Annotated in this window: 7 protein-coding genes and 1 pseudogene; 6 read left to right on the top strand and 2 right to left on the bottom strand. The window is 59.2% G+C overall.

Annotated features, from left to right (window positions below; all coding sequences use genetic code 11):
* Positions 1-602: 602 nt before the first annotated feature.
* Entirely contained in the window at positions 603-2,171 is a 1,569-nt protein-coding gene (locus tag M5B43_RS27035; protein WP_248752932.1) for a TerC family protein, read from the top strand.
* A 40-nt stretch (positions 2,172-2,211) separates the two neighbouring features.
* Here M5B43_RS27035 and M5B43_RS27030 read toward each other — a convergent pair.
* Positions 2,212-2,481, bottom strand: a pseudogene (locus M5B43_RS27030) (thioredoxin family protein); the annotation flags it as partial.
* Between the two features lie 74 nt (positions 2,482-2,555).
* On the bottom strand, positions 2,556-2,804 hold the full coding sequence (locus M5B43_RS27025; protein ID WP_248752931.1) for a hypothetical protein: 249 nt from the start codon (positions 2,802-2,804) through the stop codon (positions 2,556-2,558).
* Between the two features lie 332 nt (positions 2,805-3,136).
* On the opposite strand from M5B43_RS27025, the gene M5B43_RS27020 reads away from it, so the two are divergent.
* The 5 genes from M5B43_RS27020 to M5B43_RS27000 are packed head-to-tail and all read left to right on the top strand — an operon-like array spanning position 3,137 to position 6,558.
* Positions 3,137-3,985, top strand: coding sequence for a transporter substrate-binding domain-containing protein (locus tag M5B43_RS27020; protein ID WP_248752930.1), 849 nt, complete (start codon positions 3,137-3,139; stop codon positions 3,983-3,985).
* Positions 3,986-4,037: 52 nt separating this feature from the next.
* Positions 4,038-4,700, top strand: coding sequence for an amino acid ABC transporter permease (locus tag M5B43_RS27015; protein ID WP_248752929.1), 663 nt, complete (start codon positions 4,038-4,040; stop codon positions 4,698-4,700).
* Between the two features lie 11 nt (positions 4,701-4,711).
* Complete coding sequence (locus M5B43_RS27010; RefSeq protein WP_248752928.1) at positions 4,712-5,374, top strand: amino acid ABC transporter permease; 663 nt, start codon at positions 4,712-4,714, stop codon at positions 5,372-5,374.
* A complete protein-coding gene (locus M5B43_RS27005) occupies positions 5,371-6,153 on the top strand; it encodes an amino acid ABC transporter ATP-binding protein (RefSeq protein WP_248752927.1) in 783 nt (260 codons plus the stop codon). The genes M5B43_RS27010 and M5B43_RS27005 overlap by 4 nt, the downstream gene beginning before the upstream one ends.
* 15 nt (positions 6,154-6,168) lie before the next feature.
* Positions 6,169-6,558, top strand: coding sequence for a RidA family protein (locus M5B43_RS27000; RefSeq protein WP_017737239.1), 390 nt, complete (start codon positions 6,169-6,171; stop codon positions 6,556-6,558).
* Positions 6,559-6,600 lie beyond the last annotated feature (42 nt).

Genomic DNA, 6,600 nt, shown 5'->3' with positions numbered 1-6,600 from the left:
ACTCCCGATGGCGGTGGGTCAGCCCCAGATGCATTGACTGACACACCGTCATCGGGAGCAAGCCCCCTCCCACATTTTGAGCGTGTGTGTTTTAGAGATCGTGCGCTACGCGAAAGCCAATCCAATCCGTCCGGGCAGATTGCATGCCTGATGCACGGGATTCCAATGTGGGAGGGGGCTTGCTCCCGATGGCGGTGGGTCGGCCACAGATGCATTGACTGTCACTCCCTCATCGGGAGCAAGCCCCCTCCCACATTTTGAGCGTGTGTGTTTTGGAGATCGATCCAATCCCGCCGGGCAGCTCGTGCATGCCTGATGCATGGTGATTCCACATGGGTGATGTGTGTTCTTCAGAGACAGGTTTTGTAATAGTTTTGCTGTGTGGGAGGTTTGTGTTTCGACTGTAGGATTAAAGTTCTTTGGTTATTTCAGGACTTGCATGAACACCCTCTTGGAGCCTCCCAGTCGTCTTTCCCCAAGACATCCACTGTTGCTGTTCCCGCTCAAGCACCCCGTATTCCGACTGCTAACCTTGCCCCGGTCCACTGACCGTGCTGTGCCGTGCCCGGCATTCTGAAAACCTGAATACAGAGACTCTATAAATGGAATGGTTAGCGGATCCAACGGCCTGGCTCGGCCTGTTGACCTTGATTGTGCTGGAACTGGTGCTGGGTATCGACAACCTGGTGTTTATCGCGATCCTGGCGGACAAGCTGCCACCGGAGCAGCGCGACCGTGCGCGGTTGATCGGTTTGTCCCTGGCGCTGCTGATGCGCCTGGGCCTGCTGGCGAGTATTTCCTGGCTGGTGACCCTGACCCAGCCGTTGTTCGAGGTGTTCGACAAGAGCTTCTCCGGTCGTGACCTGATCATGCTGTTTGGTGGTGTGTTCTTGCTGTTCAAGGCCACCCTGGAACTGCATGAGCGTCTCGAAGGTCATGTGGCCCAGCGCTCGGGCACTGTGGCCTATGCGATGTTCTGGCCGATCGTGGTGCAGATCGTCGTGCTCGACGCGGTGTTCTCCCTCGACGCGGTGATTACCGCCGTGGGCATGGTGGACGAGCTGGCGGTGATGATGATCGCGGTGATTGTCTCCATCGGCCTGATGATCGTGGCGAGCAAGCCGTTGACCCGCTTCGTCAACGCGCACCCCACCGTCATCATGCTGTGCCTGGGCTTTTTGATGATGATCGGTTTTGCCCTGACCGCCGAAGGCTTGGGCTTCCATATTCCCAAGGGCTACCTGTACGCGGCGATTGGTTTCTCGATCCTGATCGAGCTGTTCAACCAGATCGCTCGCGCCCGGCGCAAGAAGTCGGCCCAAGGTGTGTTGCCGGTGCGTGAGCGTACCGCTCATGCGGTGATGCGCTTGTTGGGTGGCCGTAGCCTGGCGGTGGAGGAGGTGGGCGAAGAGGTGGCCGACCTGCTGGGTGAACCGGACGCGACGCAAGGCCCAGTGTTTGATCGACGCGAGCGCGTGATGATCAGTGGTGTGCTGCAACTGGCCGAGCGGCCGATCCGTACGCTGATGACCCCGAGGGCGAAAGTGGACTGCATCGATCTGGCGGATGACCCCGACACGATTCGCCGCAAACTGATGCACTCGCCTTATTCACGCCTGCCGTTGATCCGCAACGGAGCGGTAGATGAACCTCTGGGGTTCGTGCACAAAAAGGAGTTGCTCAAGGAATACCTGGCCGGTAACGAACCGAACCTGGAACACCTGTCGCGCCGGGCAATCAACCTGCTGGAGAGCTTTTCGATCCTCAATGCCTTGGAACAGATGCGCCAGGAATCCACACATATCGCGTTCGTGATCAACGAATTCGGCGATTTCATGGGCGTGCTGAGCATGACCGACATCCTCGAATCCATCGCTGGTGAGTTGCCGGATGCCAGCGAGATCGAAGGCCCGGATATCGTTGATGAGGGCAATGGCTTCCGCGCCAATGGTGCCTTGAACCTTCATCTGGTTCGTCAGCGCACGGGCTTCAAGGCTGTCGCGACCGAGGATTATCAAACCCTGGCGGGGTTGGTGATGAGCCTGCTCGACCGTCTGCCGGTGGTGGGCGATAGCCTGGAGCATGAAGGCTGGCGGTTGACGGTGGCTGAAGTGGAGGAGCGTCGGGTGACGCAGGTGCATTTGCGTCCTTGCTTTGGTCATGACGGTTGAAGATATCCGCTACAAGCTGCGCTTGTGCGTCCACGGGGCCGAAGCCCTTGAATTGTTCTACCAGGTCTCCGTTCAGGTAGATCAGCAACGTCGGGATGCCTGTCACGTCAGGGTGACTCGGCGTTTGGGCGCAATCGAGCGCCAGGCTCACGATCCAGGGATGCCTCCAGGCGCTCAGTTCGAAGAGTGGTCCTGCGCTCACGCAGGCGGGGCAGTACTCTGAAAAAAAGAGCAGGAATACTGGACGTGGTGTGTTCAGTACCCGTTTGAACTCCTCGGCACTGGAAATTCTGCGCGTGGCAATACCCATGGTGATCTCCCTTCAGGCAGCGTCAGTTTTTGCCAACGCTAAGCCCGCGGGTCACCGCCGTCTACTGTCAACCTTCACAGGTTGGCCTCGCGCTCCACGCGTTCGCGCGCCTTGCGGGCCTGGCTTGCGCACTTCCTGTATTCCTCATTGTCACTGGACGCCTTTGCCCGGCGATAACCATGGTGGTTCTGGCGGGTGTAGTCGGTGCTGAAGGCTTGCTTGAGCTTGTGCAGTTCGTCCTTGCATTCGCGCCGGTCGCTGCTGGCTGAGGCGCTGCCGGCCGCCAGGCAGCCGAGCAAAACCAAGGTGAGGCTGAGCTTCATTGGGGCGCCGTCCTTGTTGTCGTGGGTGTGCCAAAGGCTAGCCCAGTGCAGGTTTTTTTCCAGGCTCGGGTGCCCCGCTCTTGTGCGCGGTAACGGGGCGGTGACGCACGGGCAGTGCGCCGTCACCCCGGCGTGGGGCCTTGGGTAGCAAACGGTGTATGAGTGCTGGCGCAACGCCGTATCGCGCAGTTCTATTTATCTAGTTGATTGTTAAGGCATTTATTGCAGGCGTATGTTTCTGCCAGTGCGTATGGCACACTTTCTGCTGTCTATTCCGTTGTTACATACTAGGTTCCGGTATAGCGGAATACACAACTCCTGGAGTGCTTGTCATGCATCACCGACCTTCCGTGTTTAAAGCGTGTGTTTTTCTCTTCGCCGCATCGGCTTCCCTTGCCAGCCTCGTGCAGGCAGCGGACAGCAAGCTCGATGATGTGCTCAAGCGTGGGCATCTGATCGTGGGTACAGGCAGTACCAATGCGCCGTGGCACTTCCAGGGAGCGGATGGCAAGTTGCAGGGGTTTGATATCGACATCGGCCGCATCGTAGCCAAGGGGTTGTTCAACGATCCGAGCAAGGTCGAGTTTGTGGTGCAGTCGTCCGACGCACGCATTCCCAATCTGCTGACCGACAAGGTCGACATGAGTTGCCAGTTCATCACCGTCACCGCCAGCCGTGCGCAACAGGTGGCGTTTACCCTGCCGTACTACCGCGAAGGCGTCGGCCTGCTGCTGCCGAACAACAGCAAGTACAAGGAAATCGAAGACCTGCAGGCAGCCGGTGAGGGTGTCACCGTGGCGGTGCTGCAAAACGTCTATGCCGAAGAACTGGTGCACCAGGCACTGCCCAAGGCCAAGGTCGATCAGTACGACAGCGTTGACCTGATGTACCAGGCCGTGAATTCCGGTCGCGCCGATGCCGCCGCCACCGACCAGTCTTCGGTCAAATACCTGATGGTGCAGAACCCTGGCCGTTACCGCAGCCCAACCTACGCCTGGAGCCCGCAAACCTATGCGTGTGCCGTCAAGCGTGGCGACCAGGACTGGCTGAATTTCGTCAACACCGCGTTGCACGAAGCCATGACCGGCGTGGAGTTTCCCACCTACAAAGCCTCGTTCAAGCAATGGTTCGGCGTGGACCTGCCAGAACCTGCCATCGGCTTTCCGGTTGAGTTCAAGTAAATCGTAAACCCTGGGGCATCGCTGACGGCGCCCCAATCAGGTACTGCCGACCATGAACTATCAGTTGAACTTTGCCGCCGTCTGGCGCGACTTCCCCAGCTTGCTGGCGGGGCTCGGCCTGGGCCTTGAACTGGCGCTGCTGTCGATCGCGATAGGCTGCGTGATCGGCCTGATGATGGCCTTTGCCATGCTGTCCAAGCACCGCGCGCTGCGCGCCTTCGCCTCGGTGTATGTGACGGTGATCCGCAATACGCCGATCCTCGTGCTGATCCTGTTGATCTACTTCGCGCTGCCGTCGCTTGGGGTTCGTCTCGACAAAATCCCGTCCTTCATCATCACCTTGTCGCTGTATGCCGGCGCCTACTTGACCGAAGTGTTCCGCGCCGGGCTGTTGAATATTCCCAAGGGTTTGCGTGAAGCCGGGTTGGCCATCGGCTTGGGCGAGTGGCGCATTCGTGCCTATATCACTGTGCCGGTGATGTTGCGCAATGTATTGCCCGCGCTGTCGAACAACTTCATCTCGCTGTTCAAGGACACCTCGCTGGCCGCCGCCATCGCCGTGCCCGAGCTGACCTATTACGCCCGCAAGATCAACGTCGAGAGCTACCGGGTGATTGAAACCTGGCTGGTCACGACCGCGCTCTACGTGGCTGCCTGTTACCTGATTGCCATGCTGCTCCGTTACCTGGAACAGCGCCTGGCTATTCGTCGTTAAGGAGGGTTTCCATGTACGAATCCCCCAGCTGGTTGCATGAGTTGTGGATCGCCCGGGATACCCTCTGGGCGGGTTTCCAGGCCAGTGTGTATGTCTCGGCGCTGGCGATCATCTTTGGCACGCTGATTGGCATCGTCGCCGGGTTGATCCTGACCTACGGCAAATTCTGGATGCGTGCGCCGTTCCGGCTGTATGTCGATTTGATCCGTGGCACGCCGGTGTTTGTGCTGGTGCTGGCCTGTTTCTACATGCTGCCGGCGCTCGGCTGGCACATCACGGCGTTCCAGGCCGGCGCCGTCGGGCTCACGCTATTTTGCGGTTCCCACGTCTCGGAAATCGTGCGCGGGGCGTTGCAAGCCATTCCCCGTGGGCAACTGGAAGCGGGCAAGGCCATTGGCCTGACGTTCTACCAGTCGCTGGGCTACGTGTTGTTGCCCCAGGCGTTGCGGCAGATCCTGCCGACCTGGGTCAATTCCTCCACGGAAATCGTCAAGGCCTCGACGTTGCTCTCGGTCATCGGCGTCGCCGAATTGCTGCTGAGCACCCAACAAGTGATCGCGCGCACGTTCATGACCCTGGAGTTCTACCTGTTCGCCGGGTTTCTGTTTTTTGTCATCAACTACGCCATTGAATTATTCGGGCGCTACATTGAAAAGCGGGTGGCCTTGCCATGAACCAACCTCAAACCAACCCACCGCTGCTGAACATTTGTGGCCTGCGCAAGCAATACGGCCAGGTCGAAGTGCTCAAGGGTGTCGACCTGTCCATGCAGCGCGGCAACGTGGTGACATTGATCGGCTCCAGCGGCTCGGGCAAGACCACCTTGTTGCGTTGCGTGAACTTGCTCGAAGAATTCCAGGGCGGGCAGATCACCCTGGACGGCGAGTCCATCGGCTACAGCGACATCGCCGGCAAGCGTGTGCGTCACCCGGAGCGGGTGATTGCCCAGCACCGCGCAATGACGGGCATGGCCTTCCAGCAGTTCAACTTGTTCCCGCATTTGACTGCGTTGCAAAACGTCACCCTCGGCCTGCTCAAGGTCAAGAAGATGGGCAAGGACGAAGCCGTGGCCCTGGCCGAAAAATGGCTGGACCGCGTGGGCCTGCTGGAACGTCGTAATCACTTCCCGGGTCAATTGTCCGGTGGCCAGCAACAGCGCGTGGCGATTGCGCGCGCCATTGCGATGAACCCCAGCCTGATGCTGTTTGACGAAGTCACCTCGGCCCTCGACCCCGAACTGGTGGGTGAAGTGCTCAGCGTGATCAAGGGCCTGGCGGAAGAGGGCATGACCATGTTGCTGGTCACCCACGAAATGCGCTTTGCGTATGAGGTCTCGGACAAGATCGTTTTCATGAACCAGGGGCGCATTGAAGAGCAGGGCTCGTCGAAGGACATCTTCGAGCGGCCGCAGTCGCCGCGCCTGGCGGAATTTCTCAAGAACATTCGTTTTTAATCAGGAGCATTTTTTATGAGCATTACTCGTTACGGCACCGGCAGCACCGCAGGCGGCGGCCAGCCGCGTCCTTTCGCCCGCGCGGTGGAAGCGGACGGCTGGCTTTACGTGTCGGGCCAGGTGCCAGCCGTGGACGGCGAAATCATCAGCGGCGGCATCGTTGAACAAACCCGGCAGACCCTGCGTAACGTGGTGGCGATCCTTGAAGAGGCTGGCTACGAACTCAAGGACGTGGTGCGCGTCGGCGTATGGCTGGAAGACCCGCGGGACTTCTGGAGCTTCAACAAAGTCTTCGGCGAATACTTCACCCCGGAGCACGCCCCGGCGCGCGCCTGTGTGCAGGCCAACATGATGGTTGATTGCAAGGTCGAGATCGATTGCGTGGCCTACAAGAAAAAAGGCTAAATGCCCGGATCTTAAGCTCACAGCAGCTCCAATGTGGGAGGG

The organism is Pseudomonas sp. MWU15-20650 (assembly GCF_023242475.1).
Classification (GTDB): domain Bacteria; phylum Pseudomonadota; class Gammaproteobacteria; order Pseudomonadales; family Pseudomonadaceae; genus Aquipseudomonas.
Note: the sequence above shows the minus strand (reverse complement) of the source record. Positions and strands in the feature narration are given on the sequence as shown.